This is a genomic window from Psychromonas sp. SA13A (genome assembly GCF_011378715.1).
Taxonomy (GTDB): domain Bacteria; phylum Pseudomonadota; class Gammaproteobacteria; order Enterobacterales; family Psychromonadaceae; genus Psychromonas.
Genome location: NZ_WTKU01000028.1, coordinates 24,115 through 44,104, shown reverse-complemented (window position 1 = coordinate 44,104; position 19,990 = coordinate 24,115). Strand labels below are relative to the sequence as shown.

Annotated in this window: 15 protein-coding genes; 6 read left to right on the top strand and 9 right to left on the bottom strand. The window is 36.0% G+C overall.

Features of this window, described 5'->3' with window-relative positions; translation table 11 throughout:
* Window positions 1–169 precede the first annotated feature (169 nt).
* Window positions 170–1,543 carry an MATE family efflux transporter gene (locus GQR44_RS20080; protein ID WP_166373042.1) on the bottom strand — a complete coding sequence of 458 codons (1,374 nt, stop codon included), beginning with the start codon at window positions 1,541–1,543 and terminating at the stop codon, window positions 170–172.
* 310 nt (window positions 1,544–1,853) lie between these two features.
* On the opposite strand from GQR44_RS20080, the gene GQR44_RS17860 reads away from it, so the two are divergent.
* The gene (locus GQR44_RS17860; protein ID WP_166373041.1) at window positions 1,854–2,510 is read left to right on the top strand and encodes a DsbA family oxidoreductase; all 657 of its coding nucleotides are present in this window, start codon (window positions 1,854–1,856) and stop codon (window positions 2,508–2,510) included.
* 173 nt (window positions 2,511–2,683) lie between these two features.
* Here the strand turns inward: GQR44_RS17860 and GQR44_RS17855 are convergent, their stop codons facing one another.
* From GQR44_RS17855 to GQR44_RS17825, 7 genes are all read right to left on the bottom strand, one after another.
* The gene (locus tag GQR44_RS17855; RefSeq protein WP_240923732.1) at window positions 2,684–4,999 is read right to left on the bottom strand and encodes an EAL domain-containing protein; all 2,316 of its coding nucleotides are present in this window, start codon (window positions 4,997–4,999) and stop codon (window positions 2,684–2,686) included.
* Window positions 4,996–5,922 carry a transporter substrate-binding domain-containing protein gene (locus GQR44_RS17850; RefSeq protein ID WP_166373040.1) on the bottom strand — a complete coding sequence of 309 codons (927 nt, stop codon included), beginning with the start codon at window positions 5,920–5,922 and terminating at the stop codon, window positions 4,996–4,998. Before GQR44_RS17850 ends, GQR44_RS17855 begins: the two co-directional genes overlap by 4 nt.
* Before the next feature lie 477 nt (window positions 5,923–6,399).
* Window positions 6,400–7,797, bottom strand: a complete 1,398-nt coding sequence (locus tag GQR44_RS17845) for an aminotransferase class V-fold PLP-dependent enzyme (RefSeq protein ID WP_166373039.1) — start codon at window positions 7,795–7,797, stop codon at window positions 6,400–6,402.
* A gap of 362 nt (window positions 7,798–8,159) precedes the next feature.
* Window positions 8,160–8,633, bottom strand: coding sequence for a GreA/GreB family elongation factor (locus GQR44_RS17840; RefSeq protein ID WP_166373038.1), 474 nt, complete (start codon window positions 8,631–8,633; stop codon window positions 8,160–8,162).
* Window positions 8,634–8,758: 125 nt separating this feature from the next.
* Window positions 8,759–10,549 (bottom strand): ABC transporter ATP-binding protein, encoded by a 1,791-nt coding sequence (locus tag GQR44_RS17835; protein WP_346774374.1) that lies wholly within the window; start codon window positions 10,547–10,549, stop codon window positions 8,759–8,761.
* A 66-nt stretch (window positions 10,550–10,615) separates the two neighbouring features.
* Window positions 10,616–13,036: an HD domain-containing phosphohydrolase gene (locus GQR44_RS17830; RefSeq protein ID WP_166373037.1), complete on the bottom strand. Its 2,421-nt coding sequence runs from the start codon at window positions 13,034–13,036 to the stop codon at window positions 10,616–10,618.
* Between the two features lie 321 nt (window positions 13,037–13,357).
* Window positions 13,358–14,641, bottom strand: a complete 1,284-nt coding sequence (locus GQR44_RS17825) for a sodium:proton antiporter (RefSeq protein ID WP_166373036.1) — start codon at window positions 14,639–14,641, stop codon at window positions 13,358–13,360.
* A gap of 1,243 nt (window positions 14,642–15,884) precedes the next feature.
* On the opposite strand from GQR44_RS17825, the gene GQR44_RS17820 reads away from it, so the two are divergent.
* The 4 genes from GQR44_RS17820 (at window position 15,885) to GQR44_RS17805 (ending at window position 18,059) form a co-directional block, all read left to right on the top strand.
* On the top strand, window positions 15,885–16,538 hold the full coding sequence (locus GQR44_RS17820) for a hypothetical protein (RefSeq protein WP_166373035.1): 654 nt from the start codon (window positions 15,885–15,887) through the stop codon (window positions 16,536–16,538).
* A gap of 39 nt (window positions 16,539–16,577) precedes the next feature.
* The gene (locus tag GQR44_RS17815; protein ID WP_166373034.1) at window positions 16,578–16,748 is read left to right on the top strand and encodes a hypothetical protein; all 171 of its coding nucleotides are present in this window, start codon (window positions 16,578–16,580) and stop codon (window positions 16,746–16,748) included.
* 313 nt (window positions 16,749–17,061) lie between these two features.
* Complete coding sequence (locus GQR44_RS17810; protein ID WP_166373033.1) at window positions 17,062–17,472, top strand: methyltransferase; 411 nt, start codon at window positions 17,062–17,064, stop codon at window positions 17,470–17,472.
* Between the two features lie 182 nt (window positions 17,473–17,654).
* Window positions 17,655–18,059 carry a hypothetical protein gene (locus GQR44_RS17805; RefSeq protein WP_166373032.1) on the top strand — a complete coding sequence of 135 codons (405 nt, stop codon included), beginning with the start codon at window positions 17,655–17,657 and terminating at the stop codon, window positions 18,057–18,059.
* Between the two features lie 4 nt (window positions 18,060–18,063).
* Here GQR44_RS17805 and GQR44_RS17800 read toward each other — a convergent pair whose 3' ends face one another.
* Complete coding sequence (locus GQR44_RS17800) at window positions 18,064–19,245, bottom strand: benzoate/H(+) symporter BenE family transporter (protein WP_166373031.1); 1,182 nt, start codon at window positions 19,243–19,245, stop codon at window positions 18,064–18,066.
* A 70-nt stretch (window positions 19,246–19,315) separates the two neighbouring features.
* On the opposite strand from GQR44_RS17800, the gene GQR44_RS17795 reads away from it, so the two are divergent.
* The gene (locus tag GQR44_RS17795; protein ID WP_166373030.1) at window positions 19,316–19,945 is read left to right on the top strand and encodes an XRE family transcriptional regulator; all 630 of its coding nucleotides are present in this window, start codon (window positions 19,316–19,318) and stop codon (window positions 19,943–19,945) included.
* Window positions 19,946–19,990: the final 45 nt, after the last annotated feature.

The following is a 19,990-nucleotide window of genomic DNA, read 5'->3' as shown; positions in this document are numbered from 1 at the left end:
TCTGAAAAGAAGTACAGATGATAAAATGTGTATTATTGATCACATACTAAAAAACAGAACTTATGCCGAGATCAAATATTCGTATCGATTTTTGATTATTTCAGCTTCTCGAATTCAAGTATTAATATTTTTTTATTTCCTTTAAAAGCTATTTTTATGCTGTGTACTTTTAATCATGGCTTAAATTTTTTGCTTTTTCTAAATCAAATTCTTTTAAAGATTTTCTTGCGAGTTGCCTAAAAGGTATCGCTTTAACTATCTCTTCAAAAGGCTGTATTGCAAATGCCCAAAATATAGAAGCGTCGAATACAAAAATAATAAGGGCACAGAGTGGAATGGAGATAAGCCATTGACCGGTAAAATTGATTTTGAAAACAGCGGTTGTTTTACCTAATGCACGTAACACATTGCCATGTACTGTGTTGTAACCGCGAACTATCGGTAAAAAGATGTAAAGAGGAGCAATTACTGATAATGCTTGGTAGGTTTCGGCATCTAAATCAGGGTAAATATTCGCAATGAATAAGCTGATCCCTGCAAAAAAAATGGCACAGAGGATGGATATCAGGACTGCAATATCAATACTTTTATCAACGTTTTTAGCTAGATCATCCATTTTACCTGATCCGATTGCTTGGCTTACTGTAATGGCTGTTGAATGTGACCATGCGGCAATAAACTGAGTACCCGCACGGATCCATGGCATCATTAATGTAATCGCTACATAAGCATTGATTTCAAGTTGAGAGTACAGCAACTGATACACTGTAATACCCATTGCCAGCACCATTACATTGGCGGCAACGGGAAATATCTCAATAAAGTGCAGGCGGATATTTCGTATCATTGACACGTCTTTAACGGGTAAAGTAATCGTTATCTGCTTGTTTAAGTACATATACAGAGCCAGATAAATAAGCCTCACGGTGATCGCCATCAGGCTACCAATCGCTGCACCTTGAACGCCCATGCCTTCTAAACTAAGGTTATTTGTGAATTGATAGCCGTGTATAAAGAGATACGAAAGCAATGCGTTGATAGGCAGTTCGATAAGGTAACCTTTAAAAGGTACCTGAGTTTTACCCAAGCCATTAAAGAGTGCGATGATCACTTGCGTGAGTGCTGTGAATATAACAATATATTTGGCGATATCTAAGTAGTTGGTGATCTCTTTATGCAGGGTTATGTCACTGGTAATCGCTTGAATTAATGTTTGATCAAAGCATGTTAAAATCACCCAAAACATGACTGAAATGGAAGTGTTAATAATCAGTCCTGATACAAATGCTCTTGATAGTGAAGTACTATTACCGGAACCTACTGCACGACTCAATACCAATTGAGTTCCATTGGCTAATGCCATTTGAATACCAAGAATAGCCGCAATAATCGCTGTTGAAATACCCATAGCAGCAAGAGGAAGCTCCCCTAATGGGGAGATTAATAATGTATCGATCATTAACATCGACTGCATTAGTAATCCATTTAATGCTAATGGCCATGCAAGAGATAAATTTTTCTTAATATAAGACTGCTGAGACACAATTAAACCTTTATTTCAGAATGATTAATAGAGCTGGTTTTGGATTTATTGTAATACAATTAAGTTTATGAATCTTTAGTCGTCGACGCAATTTTTAAAGTTAGAATATTTTCACCTTCTTATATTTCCTTATATCTTAATCGTATTATAAGTGGGTGCTTTATTTTGTTTATTTATTAGCAATTAATAGGAGCATATAACAATGTGTTGAACGACCGTTCTTATTTGGCTATATTGGTAACTACAGATACTCAGTATAATTATAAATTGTTATTTTGAAATTGAGTATGAGCTAAATATAGAGGTTGTTATGAGTAATAAAATTCAGATTGATGTCGTCTCAGATGTTGTTTGTCCTTGGTGTATTATTGGTTATAAAAACTTACAAAGAGCAATCGATGAGTTAGAGATAGCAGATAAAATTGAACTGCAATGGCAACCGTTTGAGTTAAACCCTAATATGCCTGCAGAAGGGCAAGACTTAAGGGAGCATGTTGCAGAAAAATATGGCTCTTCCGAGGAAGAAAGTAAGCAGTCACGTCTTAACATTGCTCAACGCGGCGCAGAAGCAGGTTTTACATTTAATTTTTTTGATAAAATGAAGATAGTAAATACACGTGATGCACACGTATTGCTTGAATATGCACATGAGCAAGGCAAGCAAACAGAATTCAAGTTACGTTTATTTAGTGCTGCTTTTACTGATAAAAAAGATGTTTCTAATCGTGTCACATTACTTGAAGAGATTGCTCAAGTTGGTTTAGATGTAGAGCAAGCGAAGCAATATCTAGAGAGTGAGACACAGCGTGAGCAGATTATAGAGCAAGAAGAATATTGGCAACGGTTAGGGATTTCTGCTGTGCCTGCTGTGGTCTTTAATCGTCGTAGTGCTTTATCTGGTGCACAACCCGTTGCAGCCTACAAACAAGCTTTAACCGAGTTATTAGTAGATCAACAACAGAACTAACATGCTGTTCGTTGTGTTTATCAGTGTAAGTTTGTATTAATATAAAGAGCAGTGACTTTAATCTACAATGAAGGCCAATAAGCTATCGATAGAATATTGGCCTTATTAGTGAATATATGAGGTTTTATAATAAATGCTTAACTTGTTAGTTTCCTAGATTCGCACAATAATGCCTAACTTTCTGCATTCATTTGATCACGTAATAAACGTTCAAACTTCTCAGCCGTTACTGGTGGACTAAACAAATAGCCTTGCCCAAATTCACAGTTAAGACTGGTTAAAAATTGCATTTGCTTTTCATCTTCAATCCCTTCCGCAACAACTTTTAAATTAAGTGCTTTAGCCATTGCAGTGATTGCTTTAACCAGTGATTGATCCGCCTTGTTATTCGTTAAGTTCATGATAAAAGCGCGGTCGATTTTTAACTTAGTAAATGAAAATTTCTGTAAATAACTCAGTGCAGAATATCCCGTCCCAAAATCATCAATACTCAGTTCAACACCCATATCACGTAACGATTTCAGCATATCAAACAATTCGCCTTCTTGATTAATCAATAAACTTTCAGTTACTTCAACATCTAATTTTTCCGGTGGTAAACCGGTTGTTAATAAAACCTGCTGAATTTCTGCCAATAATGACTCACAATGTCTGAATTGTACGCTAGAAAAATTGATAGCAATTTGTAAGGGAGCAAGTTGTTGCCATTCCGCTGCTTGGTGTGCTGCGGTATTTAAAGCAAAACTACCTAACTGGTCAATTAAATCATTTTTTTCAGCCTGAGCAATGAACTCATCGGGTGGTACAAAACCTAGTTGACTATCTGTCCAGCGCATTAATGCTTCCGCCCCAATGATTTTTTGAGTGCTTAGGTCAATCAGTGGTTGATAGTACATTTCTAAGGTATTTTCTATAAGTGCGGCACGTAAACGTGTATTAATAGCCACCTTACGATTTACATCGTCATTCATCTTCGATTCAAAGAAGCTAAAGTTATTTCGCCCTGTATCTTTTACTTTGTAAAGAGCCATATCCGCACTTTTTAATAAACTTTCTGCATCTGTGGCATCATCAGGAAAAACCGCTAAGCCAATACTGGTAGAGGTATGAAATAGATGTTTATTCATTTGAAATGGTTGATCAAATAAATGTAGTACCTTAACGGCTAGCTCTTTAGCTTGCTCTAAATCTTGCAACTCATCAATGATCACCATGAATTCATCACCACTTAAACGAGCGACGGTATCTGTTTTACGCAGTGCTAGTTTTAATCGCTTACCTGTTTCCTGCAAAATGATATCGCCTGCAGCATGCCCTAAAGTGTCGTTAACTTGTTTAAAATTATCTAAATCAATATACATGATTAAGATTTTTTTACGGCTACGTTGGCAATTATTGACGGCATCATTTAATTTTTGCAGGCTATAACTTCTATTTGGTAAGCCTGTTAATGAATCATGTGTTGCTTGATAGGCTAACTTTTCTTCGGATAGTTTTCGTTTTTTAACCTCTTTCTCTAACTGTAAATTATGCGTTGAAAGTGCTGTTTGTTGTTTTGTTGAATGATGGATTTGTGTTCGCAGCAGACTATTTTTACGTTCAATATAAAACAAATAATACAAGCCAGAAAATACTGGAATAGCCAATAAAGAGAGTAATAAAACAAACCATTTAGAGGTAAATAAGTCTTTATCATCTACACCCTCAACCCAAGCTTCTAGGGTGAAAGGAGTATTTTTTACTTTTTTCTTTAAATGAAAAGAATGCACACGATCATCACCTAGATTGAAAGCTTCTGGATTTTTTAAGGAATTCCAAACAAATAAGCTACCGTACTCATTTAATAATCGAATATAACTGCCTGTACCTTGGTATTGTTGCGCATTGAGCAATGCAATGATACGTGACTGATCATATTCACCAACCATCACTGCAATCGCTTTATTTTGGAAATACACAGTCGTAGATAAACGCAGACTTAACTCATTTTTATTCTTATTAACTAATAATGTCTGATACTCAGACTGTAATGCTAGTAGGTCTATATTGTCGCGATTAAATTCTCTTTGCTGTGCAGTGTCGGCGATAATTGTGTCATCCAATGCTAGTAATGTAATACGTGAGAAGTAAGGCGGACGTTTATCCTGATTTGGTTGTATACGCTCGGCAAGTAATTGTTGGACATTAAACAAACTTGCTCTTAGGCCATAGGTCATTGACATGCCTGAATTTTTATTAGCAAAAAAGGTGCTTACTGTTTTGTTTTTTGCAATAAAACTGAGGCTACGATTTGAAAGGTCAAAATAATTACTTAATAATTCGGCATAATGTTGTATTTTTAAATGCAGTTCATTATGTTGCGATTCTTGTAATTTTGTTTGCCCAACGTTAGTTACAGTTAAAATTAATAGCAAGTAACTTGCTAACATAACACTACCGAATAATAGGCTATTTTTACTGGTTAACCATTGGCGAATAATCATCCTCATTGATTTTTTATCTTGAAAAAGTCAGGATAAAAATTAAAAACGGAAGGGTAATATTTCTTAACTAATTGATTATATTCACCGCTTCTTTTCATTTTCTGCAGGTATTGATTGAAAGCCTCACGCAATTGTGGAGAGTCTTTGCGAAAGGCGACAGCCATTCTTTGGTCGTATGAAACAGGGCCGATTACTTTTATTTCACCTGGCCATTTTTGTAGTGCGATTAACGTATCTGGTACATCAAGTAATGTACTTTCTGCATCATTATTGAGAATGGCGGGTATCATTTCATTCAGTTTTAGATCTGTAATAGGCAATATAATATTCGCTTCAGTATCGTATAAGTTATATAAATCAGGATCGAGGCAAGTTTGCTTCATCGCTAAAACATCATGATCCTTTATCAGTTTTTTAACGGCAATGATATCTTGTTTAATGATGCCTGTAGGGATTATAGGTATTAAGTCTGATTCAGCTTTAGCCACTAACCATACCGCTGATGGGAAATAGTCGAAAGAAAAATCAACAACTTCAGATCTCCATGGTAAAATGGTTGCCCCATTGGCAATAACGTCACCTTCTATTCCATGGTCAATATGACCTCTTTGTAATTGATTATTAATGTAACTCGCATTTTTTCCTGTTAACAAGGTAAATGCATTTGACCAACTCGCTGTAATAAATTCATATTCAAGACCTAAGTGTTTGGCAAAACCCTGCATTAATTCGGCATCTAACCCGCCTACCACAGTACGATCACCCTCAGTATATAGTGTAATAAAATTCGCATAGGGTACGCCGATATGTCTTAACACCCCATCTGCTTTAATCTGTTCAAGATCTCTAGCGGTACTGACACTGCTATAAAAGCAAATTAGAAGAAGAGCGATTAAACTGCAAAGATATTTATATTTTGTTAGGGTCATTAAATAGGCCTTATCATGTAAAATTTTTTTATATCTAATATTAATGTTGAAAACTTACTGATTAAGCTCACTGGTTAAAGTAAAAGGCTCGGAGCTAACATTTTTAAAAACAGCACAATTGGTTAAAACTGCTTGTAACAATTTGTTTTGTCGTTATTTATTTTGCTGTACAACATTTGTTCGCTTAAGTTTTAAATTATGTACAATCAGTATAGACAGAACTCTTCAAACTTAAAGGTGAGATGTTGGAAGTATTAATTAATAGTCATGCTATCAAGCAGTAAAATACTGCATACTTTGTAGTTAAAAGAGCTAAATCAATTAAAACAATGTCAGCTTGTGGTGGATTAGAACGGCATGCTTGCTGATAATTTATACTCGATGTTGATTGAAAACGGGAATACGTAATGTAACCACATATCACCAGATCAATTCAATAAGGTATAAAAATCAGCAATCATTAACTTACTAAGAAGATTAGCTCATACCGTAAAATACATGCTGCATCGCATTAATTAAGTCATTTACGTCATCATGGTCATGGAATAGGTGAGTTGAAATTCTTAATGCATGAGTATCGACCGCGTCACTTTGTTGTATTTTAAAGTCAGTGGTACGAATAATGAATCCAGTTTGTTCGCGTAACCGATCTCTAAACTCAGTTAACATTACTAAGTCGTTAACATCGTCAAAAGGATTAAAGCTTGTGATTGCACTGGCAAGTTGATCAATATCTGGTGAGTAGATAGCGGCACTTGGAAATGTTGTTTTTAATTGCTGCTTACAATATTTACTCAAAGCCAATACGCGTGCTTCGATGGTATCTCGCCCAATTTCATCCCACATTTTACATGCATCGGTTAATGCTTGTTTGGCTGGATAGTTGTCATTACCTATGTATTGTAGTTGCAGCTGTGTGCCTAAATAATCTGCATGGCCTAATGATGAATTGATAAACCATAACGGATTTTCGCGATCAGACCAGTACTGATCTAATCGTGTTGCACCATCTCGTACAAATAAGATACCGGTTGCACCTGGGCCACACTGCCACTTATGCCCAGAACCTGCATAAAAATCACAATCAATGTCATGAAAATCTAGATCCAACATACCGATACTATGTGCACCATCAATAAGTGTTGGAATTTGGTTGGGAATGGCCACTTCTTGGCAGATTCGTTTTGCGGGTAAACGGGTACCGGTTTTGTAAGTGATATGTGAAAAAGTGATTAACCGTACTCTGCCTGCATATTGATTGGCAGCCAGTGCAAATAAATCAACAAACTCTTGCTCTGTAATACTGTTATCACCGCTATCTACAGGAATATCTAGATAAATAACTTCCACACCATAGCGTGCAGCAAGTACATGTAGTGGAGAATGCGCAGCAACATGTTCATGATGCGTGGTTAAGATCACGTCACCATCCTCAAAATGTAAGCCATTAAGAATGCTGCACATGCCGTCAGTGGTATTGCGACTGAGTATAATTTCATTGGCATTGGCACCAAAGCCTGGTGCAATACTCTCTGTCATTTCTGTAACGTAGGGCCATGAACCAAATTTATTTTGCATATCCCATGGGTTTTTCGCCACGCTTAAATTATTTTTTTGATAATTATCTAATACACTTTTAGGCATAGAGCCGGTTGTACCAATATTCATATAAGTTGTTTTTTTATCTAAAACAAATTCTTTTTGTACTTTTTTCCAACGTTTTTTATCATGACGATGTCGATGCTGATCAAGTTTAAATCCTTTTGCACTTGCTTGAGCTGGCAATAAGCTAGCAGTGACACCGGCAGCGACTATGCCTGTTGTGACTTTTAAAAAATGCCTTCTAGCGGGAGAAACCTTTTTATTTTCAATCATTTTATGTCCTTTTTTAATGAAAGAATAAGAATAGTAGAGATTTTCAAAAAGTGATTAAATTTAAAGAATATTTTTTAATCTTTAATTTTAAAGCTGAACGATTCATTGAGGAGACGGGAAATTGAAGGCTCGATATTGTAGATGAAGTAAATTGCAGATGAGGTAAATTGAAATTGGCATAAATGGAGGAATGTTGAGTGTAAACATTTAAAAATATGCTGTGATGGATAATTAGTCTAGCTTTGGGTTGTATCAGGCATTATTGATTTAATCATTTATTTTAAACATAAATAAAGTCTACCTTATCTACTCGAGTGCTAGTATGTTAATCCAGCAGTATTTTGGAGCATGCCATCAAAGGGTTAAATGATCTGTAATATTTCATAATGTTGTGTTTTATCTGCAATGGTAATGGCAACTTGATCGTCTAACTGTTGATTAAATAATGCGTGGCCCATTGGAGATTGAGGAGTAATAACCAGTACTGTATGTTGATTCCACTTTAATTTCATGCCGCCTGCAACGGGGCAAATCCATAAATATTTAGCTTGTTCTTGCTCGTCAAGGAGCACTATTAAAGCGCCTATTTCACCAATGGTTGATTTACTGGTGGATAAGTTAATGCAGGCATCGAGATCCGCTTGGCACTGTATAACTCGTTGTGATTGCCCCTGTGCTAAATAGGCTGCTTCTATCGCTAAGGTATCATATCTACCCTCGGCAATATTTTCTTCACTGGTGGCGGCTTCATGTGCTTGCTTTGCTGCTAACTTGGCATTATTTAAAAGCTGTTGTAGATGTGTCATTAACTGTTGATGTAATTGTACTTTATTCATATATTTTGTTGCCAAGACTGACTGAAGGTTTGCTTATAGCGCGCATTATCAGTAACTACTTGTATAGGATCAAGTTACAATTGCAATAACTGCTTAACTGCTTAACTGCTTAACTGCTTAACTGCTTAATGGCTTTGAGCTGCCCCGTATAATGTTTGATATAAACCTTCTTCAACTAATAAATCTTGATGTGTCCCAGATTGGCTGACTTGTCCTTCTTCTAATACAAAAATAGTATCGGCTTGTTTCACTGCGGATAATCGATGCGCAACGATCAAGGTTGTTCGGTTTATCAAAAAGTCACTTAAAGCACGGTGTAATGCTGCTTCTGTTTGTGTATCTAATGCCGAGGTTGCTTCATCTAAAATCACTAATTGTGGATCTGTTAATACCATTCTTGCAATCGCAACACGTTGCCGTTGTCCACCTGATAAGCGTAACCCTTGTCGCCCTAGTGGAGTATCGAGACCCTCTGTCAGTTGAGTTTTAAGGTCACTTAACTGTGCAATATCTAAAGCATGCCATAATTGTTGATCACTATAGGTTAGACCTAATGATAAATTGTGGCGCAGCGTATCGTTAAATAATACAGGTTGTTGTAATACCACTGATATATTATCGCGAATGATATCGAAACCAATATCACTGCTATCTTCTCCATTGAACAGAATGCGACCATTATTAGGTTGGTAAACACCAATTAATAGCTGGATAAGCGTTGATTTTCCGCTTCCACTTGCACCAACTAAGGCAATTTTTTTACCTGCAGGAATCGTTAAACTTAATTTGTTTAATATTTGTTGCTCGTTGTCGTATGCAAAGTTAACATTTTCAATGATTACTTCTGTTGCCTGCTTTTTAAGGAAAGGATTTACTTTGCTAACTGGTCGCTGATCCTCCTCAAGCAGCATTAAAGTATTGATTCGTTTTAAAGCTGCTGCAGCGCTGTACCAAGAAAACTGTATATTGAGTAACTCCTGAACGGGAGAGAGCATAAACCAGAGGTAGCCAAATACCGCGAACATTTGCCCAATGGTTAAATCACTGAATAACACCATTAACATCGCGACAGCCCGAAATAACTCGAAACCTAATAAAAACAGTAAAAATGAGAAGCGACTTGCGGCTTCACTTTGCCAAGCATATTTATCTGCGCTATAGCGAATATTATCTGCTTGCTGTTTTAGTTGATGCAAAAAATCTTTTTCACGATTAGAGGCGCGTAATTGATAAATACCATCAAGGGTTTCAATTAAACGATTTTGAAATGCTTCAAAAGTTTGATTTTCAAGTTTTTTCAAATGTTTGACTTGCGCACCTAACTTTCGAGAGCAATAAACGACCAGTGGATTGATCAATAAGATAAAAAGCCCTAAGCGCCAATCAATCCATAATAGAATAATTGCAGTGCCAATAACGGTTAATAAGCTCACAATAAAGCGGCTTAATGTACTGCCTAGAAATTTATCAATAGTTTCAATATCTGTGATTAAATGAGAGTTAATACCGCCACTACCACGTGTTTCATATTGGCGAATACTAATTCTTCCTACCTTATCTAATAATTGCTGTCGAATCTTACAAGTAATGGCTTTAGAGACGAGTGTAAATTGGCGGCTTTGCAAAATATTTAATAACTGGCTAATGGTACGCATTAGAATAACAGCGAAAAAAATAACCATGATATAGCTTGCAGGTTGTTGCCAATTTGTAGGTAAAAAATGGTCCATTAAGGCAACACCAGAGGCGGGTTGTTTTAATAATATTTCATCTACCATTAGCGGCATTAGTAGGGGAATAGGCACACTAATTAAGGTCGCTAAAATAGCAATGATGTTTGCGATAATAAGACGTTTTTTATGTTGTTTAGCCTGTTTTATTAACCAAGGCCAATCTATTGTAGATGTTATATTCACACTGATAACCCAACTAGTTTATGAATAGAAATATTCGTTGCATTAAGCCCTATATTGACTACTTTATTAATCAATATACTGGCCAATATCCACTGTATCAATCTGTTTTTTATCTAAAAACTTATTCGCATATTGTAAATAAATACCACTGCTTAAAAACAGTTTAAAAATATCCATATCAACATCCTGTTGCAATGCCATGTTATATAAAATATCAATGGCAATACTGAGGGATTTAGCTTTTTTATAAGGTCTGTCAGTTGTTGTTAACGCTTCAAAAATATCGGCAATCACTAAAATTCGCTCAGGAATCGATAAATCCTTGGCACTGAGCTGGCGAGGGTAACCTGTCCCTTTTAGATTTTCTGAGTGTGTGGAGGCATAACGAGGTACGTTAGCAAGCTCAGGCGGAAAATGAAGGCTGTCTAATATTTTAATTGTGCTGGCTACGTTTTGGTTGATTTTAAATCTATCCTCCACGGTTAACGTACCGCTACTAATGGATAAATTATATAACTCACCTAAATTATAAAGGTACTTAGGCACTTGCATTTTTATGGCAAACTTAGGGTCAAATTCAAGTTGATTATCTCGCTTGATAATATGTTCGTTTTTGTCGCTTAATAATTTTTCTGTTACTGGTAATTTTTGTTTTTTACCCGTTAAGTTAAGCTCTTCAATCAAGGATAAACCTAATCTATCATCAAAATAGCGTAACCAAGTTTGCTCTCCAATTTTTTGTAAGCGTAAAATATCTTGTTGCACCATAAAGGTATCGCCAATATTTGCTTTGGCGACAAATTCAAAATCTCGCATTAATTGTAATTGTTCTTTTATTAATGCTTCTTTAAGTGGTTTATTGCGTTCAGGGTGCGCTCTACTTTGTTGATAATAAGTGATCTCTGCATCGCGCCATAACACTTCAAAACGCATCCGTATTTCATGAATTCGATTATAGTTTGCTTCTAATTTAGTACCTTTATTAATGATATGTTCAGGTGTGGTTATCTTACCTAAGTCATGTAACCAAGCTGCTAGATTAAATTCTTGCTGCTGATCTTCATTTTCAAATTTAAAGTCTGTAAAGGGTGCTAAGTTAGAGGCTTGTGCCGCTTTTACGAGCATTAAACCAAGTTCAGGTACTCGATTGCAATGTCCCGCTGTATAAGGTGATTTATCATCAATGGCCTGTGCAATGAGCTTAATAAAAGACTCCATCAATTGCTTCTGCTCAGTTTGATAAGTTTCAATAGAGAGACTCATCTCAATAAGTGACCGATCTAAATTCTGTATTTCACTGATGTTGCTAGTGTTTGTTGTTAATTGTTTAAAGTGACGCATTTTCACTTTATCAATATTTCGCTGCAACGCATTCAATGGATTAATAATTGATGAAGAAAATAGCCATAAAAAGGGTAACAACAATAATAAGCACAGTAGGCTTAGCAACAGAATCATTATTAGTTGCTGTGTGTTCTCCGCCATTAATTGCTGTTTAGGGATAACTAATGCTAAATATTTATTCACACCATTTATGCTGTTGATAGGAGTGATATAAACATAATAGGGTTGTTGATTCAAAGTGGTCAGTATAAGTTGGTTAAGCTTCTGTTTTTGTTGTATTAACGGTATTAATGCAGGGTAGGGAGCTGTAGGTAATTGATGGCCATTACTAAATGCTTTATTAGCCTGATTTGATGCTATTAATTGACCCGATTGGGTAACAATATAGGCTTCATGGAATGTGCTATTGAGCTTGTCTTCACTGTTTTTCAGATCGTTTTGTAATATTTCAGGCAAGGTATTTAAAGTCATGTTTATACCCAATACTATATTAGTTTCAGGCACCTTTATTGAGTAGGTTTGGCCAAAAATTTTAGAGTATGGGAATAAGTAAGGTTTTGATTTTTTTACTGAATTAATGACTGCGTCTTGAAACCAAGCTTGTTGTGTTAAATCATAATTAGTTTCTTCCTGATATTGCTTACGTAAATTAAAGGACTGGTCAAAGTAATAAAATGTTCGAATGCGTTGTTCTCCTTGTCCATTAATTGAGATTAAAAGCCACCAGTCTGACGCCACACTTTGTGAGGCAGGATCGTTGTGTGCCGCATTTAGGTTAACTAGCTGCTGCACATTGCCATTTTCAAAACCAACAGAAATACTATGGTAGGCGGAGTTGTTGTGCATTAACGTCGTCAGCATTTGTAGTGCTTTTGGTGTAATTTTTTTATTTTCAGTTAAGCGAGTGAAATTGGCTAATAGCAAACCGTCGGTGATGGCTTTTGCATTTATTTGATCAACATATTGATTGATCCTATTAGCTTCTGTTCGATATGACAGTTCGGTCGATTTTTGCAGGGTTGAGTGGCTAAAGTAATATTGCAAAGCAAGTGTAGTAGAGATCGCCAGTACAAATACAAAGATGAATACTTTAATGACGAGGGTACGGATAGAGCGCATCGGTTTTTGCGAAGCTTGAGACATAATTCATCCTGATTATTAATACATAAGTCCATATTGTTAGACTGTTGGTTTATTTATATTTTTGCTCTCATGTGTATTAATATCTATTAGAAGTTATTTAGTCGCTTTTAATACCAAAATGTTGATTGATATTTTGAGGGTTTTTAAGGCGTTTTAATTTTGCAGAGATCGGTAAAATAATGACCTGAACGATTGCAACCGAACTTACTAACCTATTTTGATTGTTAGCTGTCCAATACAATCTGTTAACAAGACTAACAGGGCTTGTTTTGATTTGCCCGGTAGTCTTGTATTATGGTCACTTTATTTCAATGTGATTAACTATCTTTGATGCGTATTTTGCCATTCTTTTGCTTTGTTAATTAATGGCACAATGCTCGAGCCTTGTATAAGAATTGAAAATAATACAACACCGTATGTGATCACCAAAATAATCTCACGCACATCAATTTGTTTCTCTGGTAATACCCAAACGCCAGCTGGAATAGCCATTGCCATGGCTAATGCTAATCCGCCTCGTAAACCACCCCAGGTTAAAATCTTCACTGAATATGGGTTGTAACTACGAAATTGATTAAAACCTACATAACATAAACGAACGCTCAAATAACGAGCTAATAATACTAACGGGATAGTAATAAGCATGATGATCCAGTCTTCACCATGGAAGCTAAATTCCAACATGCTTAAGCCAATTAATAAGAATAATATGCCGTTTAAAAACTCATCGACGAGTTCCCAAAAGTGATCTAGTTGTGCTTTACTCTCTTTAGAGAAACCATTTTTTCTAGTCCAATTACCAATCATGATGCCAGCGACAACCATGGCGAGTGGACCCGATACCCCGATCATTTGGCCAAATACATATCCAGCAGTAGGGACACCAATTGTTAGCAATAATTCCATGGCATGGTCATTAGTGGCACTAATTAAATAATGAAATATTAATCCAAGCGCAAAACCATAGACAATACCGCCAATCGCCTCATGCAAAAACATCATTGAAACACTTTCTATTGATACTGGCTGACCAGAGAAGGCGATGCTAAACAAGGTAACAAAAATAACTAAACCAAAGCCGTCATTAAATAAAGACTCACCTTCAATTTGAGTTGATATACGTTGCGGAGCATCGAGTTTTTTGACAATAGCTAAAACAGCAATCGGGTCCGTAGGTGAAATGAGTGAACCAAACAGTAAACAGTAAATAAGGTCAAAAGGAATACCGATTAATTGGCAAATAAAATACAGAGCAAAGCCAATGAAGAAAGTTGAAAATAAGGTCGCCCCTAAAGCTAAAGCGGTAATCTCCCATTTTTGGTCTTTTAAGCTTTCTAATTTAATGCCCAAGCCGCCTGCAAATAGCAAAAAGCCTAACAATCCATTTAATAGAAAGTGCTCAAAATCTAATTTTGCGAGTTGTGTAATGGCGGTATCTTGTAATTGCGTAAAACCATTTTTACCTGCGACGACGATTAATAAAGAAAAAAGTAATGAGCCGGCAGTAATCGCAATGGTAGTTTGCCATTTACCTAATTTACTATTAATAAATGTAATCAACATTGCTGCTGCGGCGAGGAAGCATAAAGTGGCGTATACAGACATAAAAATAACCTAGGGTAGAAATAAAAGCATAAATATAATGCGAATCAGTAGCAAATACTATGCTTAGTTTATTATTTTATTTTTTGAATAAATATCAGCATTAGAACTACCTACTGCTTAGTATATTTCATTATAAAGAGCGATGGTGTTTTACCTTGAAATTTGGCATTTTTTCTCATAGCTGCTTTCTTCCTGATACGTTGATCTTTTTAGTTAAAATTTAACCTGAAAAATCAATACTTGCGTCGAAAACTGACTATCTAATCGCGCTAATTTAATTTGGGTGTGAGTACGAATGTGACCGCTATCAAGATTATTGTCCTCTAGGTTCAAAGGTGATTATGAGGTTAATTTAATTTTGTGCGAGATCGACCATTGTAGTCGTAATAGATCCTCACTTTGATTTGCTTATTTAATACATTATTAAACTTGGTTTTTTAGTTAAGTAATTGATTTTTATTTATATAATTGTTTTTTATGCATATGTTTGATTAACCGTTGATGTTTAAGTCCTCTTTATCACTATGATGCGCAGTATTATCTATTCCGCAAACAAGGACGTAGATAGTTTACAGGATGTAGACTCGATACGGATAGCAGGATACAACAGGATGTTGTAACACGGTGAATAAGGATTATTTGTCGTATCAGGATGATGAAAGGAAACTTCAAGGATTGGAGTGAGATAAACCGGATTGTTTATCATTAAGGAAAAGCAAGGACGACATTACAGGATGTAATAGGGACACCTTCCAGGGAAAGGGAGCTGTTAATAAGCAGGATGTTTATTAAATAAGGATGTATCAAGGATGAAGCCAGTAGGATACTGGATTGATAAACAGGATGTTTATCGTATATGGATATAAGCAAGGAAGAAGCCCAAAGGATTTGGGAAGTGGACGCCTAGTATGGCAATAGTCAAAGGGATGTATTGCATGGAGCAATTTCTATCACGGATTTGATAGTGTGACTAAAATTAGGGCAGCTTAGGCTGCCCTTTCCTGTTTTTAGAGCCCGCTAAATAGATTCTGTAAATATTTTCATATCAGTCACTTACAAACCCTATACAACCTCTATTCCTTCTTGTTAACTTTAACCTTTGAGCGTTGTTAAATTACCCATTCCTATTTTTAGTGGTTTCATGCTTTGCTTACTGCCTCTGTTAGCGATTTTATGAATCATTTTTTACATTGATTAATAGCCATTCAGAACGTACTCTAAGTCATTTTTGAGAGATCTTAATATGAGCACTTTTGCCGCGGTAGAAATCCCTTTTAATTTTCGAAATACTTGTTGGTTTTGCGGTGAGCCAAGTGATAAAAAAATTAAGTTTCCTAAGCATGATTATGAAATTAATATTTTAGATCATCAGCCTCTCAGTCTCCCAAGTTGTAAAGAATGTGCAAACATTGTTAAACGCTCGGCTTTCCCTTCCATTTACAGCTATCGCGATGCCATTAAACAAGCGCTTACTAGTAAACACCAAAAAGTATTGAGTATTGGATCGAATTGGACAAAAAAAGAGCTTGAAGAGTCAGAATTAGAAGGCAGTGCGTTCGAAGGTTTTAAACGCAGTGCATGGCCAATGTTTGAAATGATGCAAGCACGTATTAATTATCAGGGCTGGCCGCTGATCATTAATAACACGCGATTAGAAGTGAATAGTGATAACGATAGTTTTGAGTTTGACGGTGTCGTTTACGTTTCACTAGACGATGCAGTGAATCATGCCGTTAAAACATTCTTTCTAGATGAAACATTATTTACACGTGTTTTAAGTGTGTTAGGAAAAAATAAATTCAGCCAAGCAATACGTTTATGTCGTTTATATCCAAATTTAACACCTAAAACTCGAGAAGATGTATTTTTGGAAATATTAGATAGTATAGGCATTTAAATATCTTACTGTTAATCCAATTTAAAAGGTAATGCGCACATGAGCGATAAAAAGAAACCTACTGAGGAAGAGCTACAGCAATGGTTAGAGGCTGTTCATTTGAGTAGTTGTTGCAGTGACCCATTAACAACCGATGATATCGATAAAAAAGATAAAACTGAATGGGAAGCCTGTTCATTAGATAAAAAGAAAAATGACTGTTCGCAATGATAAGCAAGTGAAAGAAATATTTTTAAATGATTCTTTAACCTATGATTGCCTTGTTTAATGAATGATGACTTAACAAGTAATCATTCATTAATTGATAATTTTAATAAAATAGATCTTTATTTAACTCAGTTTGTGCAATATTGGCAATGCAATTTGTTTTGAGTGAATATCCTTCCTTCAATGGCAATACAAAACTCATTGAGTTGTTACAAAGTATTAATGATAGCCAATTAGCTGCTTACCAAAAACACCTACGTTGCTGTACCCTATATTAAAGCAAGCCATTCCTGAACTATTGAATATAGAAGCTAGTTTGTTTGAATTAAACAAGTTAAGTGATTATTTTGATGACGATATTCCTTTTTGGTTTAAGAAAGGCATAAAAGGAAAAAAGTGGACGCAGATAGATTGCTTTTCTAACACCATAAAATGCTCATTACCGATTTTAGAGTGGTGTGCGGGAAAAGGTCATTTAGGGAGACTGATTCACCATAAAACAGGTGCGAAAGTAAGTGCGATTGAGTGGAGTAGCGACTTGTGTAAACAAGGTCAACAATTAGCGGTTCAACAAGATATAGAACAGAATTTTATCGAAGCTAACGTATTATTAGGTGAAGCAGATGAATATTTAAATCAGCAACAACATGTCGTTGCTTTACACGCCTGCGGTCATTTACATGTTCACCTTATTAACAGCGCTAAAAAGTTAAGCACAAAAAAATAACTATCAGTCCCTGTTGTTATCATTTAACTGAGCATGATATCTATCAACCCGTTTCTAAACATGTTCGTCAATCAAGCCACTTATTGGTCTCGTCACCTTTAAGTAAGCAGGATTTAAAGCTAACAATTGCACAGCAAGGCACTTTAAAAGAACGTTAATCACAACTTAATGATCAGGAAGTTTTGTGGCGTTTAAGTTTTGACTGTTTACAAAAATCATTATTAAAAACAGATGAATACCTTAATGTACCTAGTTTCCCTAAGACGTTATTGTCTGCTAGCTTTAAAGAGTTTTCGCAATGGGTGGTCACATATAAACTGCTCGATATTAATTTAAGCCGCTATTCTGATGATGCGCTAACTATTTATTTAGCGCAGGGTAAAAAGCGGTTCAATCGATTAAGGCGCGTTGAGTTAGTCACACAGTTTTTTCGCCGACCGTTAGAGCTATGGCTTGCTTATGATCGTGCTATAAGTTTACAAGAAGCTGGATATCACGTGCAGATCTGTACATTTTGTGACACCCACATTACGCCACGTAATTTACTGATCCAAGCGTCACTTAAATATCCCAATGCTGTTCAGTAGCTGATCATACTCGCTTAATTTTATTAATTAATAATACTAACATTCCACCCAATAGCCCCCAAATAACTGAACTTAACCCCCACAATGAAATGGGGGAAGCGGTGATTAATAATGTAAAAGTGGCTGCTTCATTAATGTATTTGTGTTCGCTATTGATACTTTGTTGCAAGCTATGTGTGATGGTGCCAAATAAAGCAATGCCAGCCAAAGCAAGGATCAGTGAACTTGGCAATAACGCAAAGCACGCCATAATATAAGCTGCAAATAGACCTAACACTATATAGAAAATACCAGCCCAGAAGCTTGCCCAATAGCGTTTTTTTGGATCTTGATTAACTTCTTCAACCATACATAGTGAAGCACTAATTGCTGCTAAGTTAAGGGCATAACCACCAAAAGGAGCGGCAATGATATTAATTAGCCCGCTAATAGATAAAATAGGCTTGATCGGAGGTCGATATCCAAAACTATGCAGCATTGCAATACCTGGCAAATTTTGAGCTGCCGTTGTGACAATGAATAAAGGCAAACTAATAGCAATCACTACTGACCATGAAAAATCAGGTTGAATAAATTGCCATTCACTCCACTGCCATTCAATTGTTTTATTTTCAATAAGTTGTAATTGCCATGCGAGAATAATGGCAACTAAAGTGACGATTAATAATGTCCACTGAGGTGCAAAGCGCTTAGCTAATAGATAACTGATCAACATGGCAATAATCAAGTTCGGCTGTAAGTTGATTTGCTCAAATACTGAAAAACCAAAAGATAGTAAAATACCGGCTAACATAGCAGAAGCTAGTTGTGAGGGTAACCATTTAAATAATCTATCTAAAGGAACCAATAATGGGAAAAAACAGAGTAAAACAGCACTAACGATAAAGCCTGCAATAGCTTGATTAAGAGTAAACCCCTGTACGTTAGCAATTAATAACGCCGCTCCAGGTGTCGACCAAGCAATTAAAATAGGAGCGCGGTAATGCCATGACAGCAGCATACTTAAGCTTCCCATACTGACACCAAGTGCTAAAAACCAGCTCGCGACTAAGTTAGCATCTCCACCTAAATTAATCACCGATTGATATATTAATGCCACTGAGCTAGAAAACCCGACAATCACCGCCATTAAACCTGCACTCATTGCTGCAATTATTGCATTGATGGGTTGCCAAACTGCTTTCATAATATATCCTGTGCGTTATAACGTATTAAGCTTTAAGTTAACACTGACCGTTATAACGCACAAGGAATATATGTCGAATACAATTAATAAAACAGTGGCTTCACAGTTAAAAAAAATTCGTGCAGAAAAAGCGTGGAGCTTAGAAAAAACAAGCCAAGCCTGCGGTGTTTCTAAAGCGATGTTAGGCCAAATTGAACGGGGAGAGTCTAGCCCGACTGTGGCTAAACTATGGAAGATCGCAACAGGTTTTTCTTTGCCATTATCTTACTTCTTGCAACAGGAAAGCTTAGTCCCGGTTAACCATGATATTGATGTACAAATCAGTGATGCACAAAATAATGGAGAGTATATCGGTGATGCTAAGCAATTAAATAAGCCTATTAATACATTGGTTGAAAACTTTACCCAAGATAAAAATCTTAGTATTGATACTATATTTACTTATGATAATGACACAGGAATAGAAGTTTTTGAATTAACTTTTGCTGTCGGTCACCAGCAACAATCTACCCCTCATCAACTAGGTGTTATTGAACATATTATTGTGACAACCGGTACTATGCAGTATTTTGTGGATCAGAAGTGGACCACATTAAAAGTGGGCGATAAAGCGAAGTTTTATGCGGATAAAGCACATATATATCGTAACATTGGTGATATTCCGCTGCGTTTTCTTAATATTATTCATTATCCTAAGTGACTTAGTGTTAAATTTATAATCGCTACTGACAGGTTTTTCAATATC